We start from the raw sequence: 1,723 nt of genomic DNA, 5'->3' as shown, positions 1-1,723 counted from the left end.
TAACTCGTCATCAGCTCTCGGCCTTGAAATCCCGGATTTACCTAAGATTTCAGCCTACCACCTTAAACTTGGACAACCAACGCCAAGCTGGCCTAGCCTTCTCCGTCCCTCCATCGCAATAACCAGAAGTACAGGAATATTAACCTGTTTTCCATCGACTACGCTTTTCAGCCTCGCCTTAGGGACCGACTAACCCTGCGTCGATTAACGTTGCGCAGGAAACCTTGGTCTTTCGGCGTGGGTGTTTTTCACACCCATTATCGTTACTCATGTCAGCATTCGCACTTCTGATACCTCCAGCAAGCTTCTCAACTCACCTTCACAGGCTTACAGAACGCTCCTCTACCGCATCACTTACGTGATACCCGTAGCTTCGGTGTATGGTTTGAGCCCCGTTACATCTTCCGCGCAGGCCGACTCGACTAGTGAGCTATTACGCTTTCTTTAAAGGGTGGCTGCTTCTAAGCCAACCTCCTAGCTGTCTAAGCCTTCCCACATCGTTTCCCACTTAACCATAACTTTGGGACCTTAGCTGACGGTCTGGGTTGTTTCCCTTTTCACGACGGACGTTAGCACCCGCCGTGTGTCTCCCATGCTCGGCACTTGTAGGTATTCGGAGTTTGCATCGGTTTGGTAAGTCGGGATGACCCCCTAGCCGAAACAGTGCTCTACCCCCTACAGTGATACATGAGGCGCTACCTAAATAGCTTTCGAGGAGAACCAGCTATCTCCGAGCTTGATTAGCCTTTCACTCCGATCCACAGGTCATCCGCTAACTTTTCAACGGTAGTCGGTTCGGTCCTCCAGTTAGTGTTACCCAACCTTCAACCTGCCCATGGATAGATCGCCCGGTTTCGGGTCTATTCCCAGCGACTAGACGCCCTATTAAGACTCGCTTTCGCTACGCCTCCCCTATTCGGTTAAGCTCGCCACTGAAAATAAGTCGCTGACCCATTATACAAAAGGTACGCAGTCACCCAACAAAGTGGGCTCCCACTGCTTGTACGCATACGGTTTCAGGATCTATTTCACTCCCCTCTCCGGGGTTCTTTTCGCCTTTCCCTCACGGTACTAGTTCACTATCGGTCAGTCAGTAGTATTTAGCCTTGGAGGATGGTCCCCCCATATTCAGACAAAGTTTCTCGTGCTCCGTCCTACTCGATTTCATGACTAAGAGATTTTCGCGTACAGGGCTATCACCCACTATGGCCGCACTTTCCAGAGCGTTCCGCTAATCTCAAAGCCACTTAAGGGCTAGTCCCCGTTCGCTCGCCACTACTAAGGGAATCTCGGTTGATTTCTTTTCCTCAGGGTACTTAGATGTTTCAGTTCCCCTGGTTCGCTTCTTGCACCTATGTATTCAGTACAAGATAACCATCTTATGATGGCTGGGTTCCCCCATTCAGACATCTCCGGATCAAAGTCTGTTTGCCGACTCCCCGAAGCTTTTCGCAGGCTACCACGTCTTTCATCGCCTCTGACTGCCAAGGCATCCACCGTATGCGCTTCTTCACTTGACCATATAACCCCAAGCAATCTGGTTATACTGTGAAGACGACATTCGCCGAAAATTCGAATTTCTCAGTTAAGAGAACTCACAAATTTTACCTTAGCCTGATCCGTTACCAGTGAAAGTAACGTTCAGTCTATCTTTCTATCACATACCCAAATTTTTAAAGAACGAACTAGTCAAAGACTAGAAATCAACATTCACCATCACAAC

Annotated in this window: 1 rRNA gene; it reads right to left on the bottom strand. The window is 49.0% G+C overall.

What is annotated here, in order from left to right:
• Window positions 1-1,520: ribosomal RNA gene (locus JJD66_RS27855) — 23S ribosomal RNA — on the bottom strand; the annotation flags it as partial.
• Between the last annotated feature and the right edge of the window lie 203 nt (window positions 1,521-1,723).

Source organism: Pseudomonas sp. MF6751, from assembly GCF_016613265.1.
Classification (GTDB): Bacteria; Pseudomonadota; Gammaproteobacteria; order Pseudomonadales; family Pseudomonadaceae; genus Aquipseudomonas; species Aquipseudomonas fluorescens_BV.
This window is presented reverse-complemented; position numbering and strand designations above follow the sequence as displayed.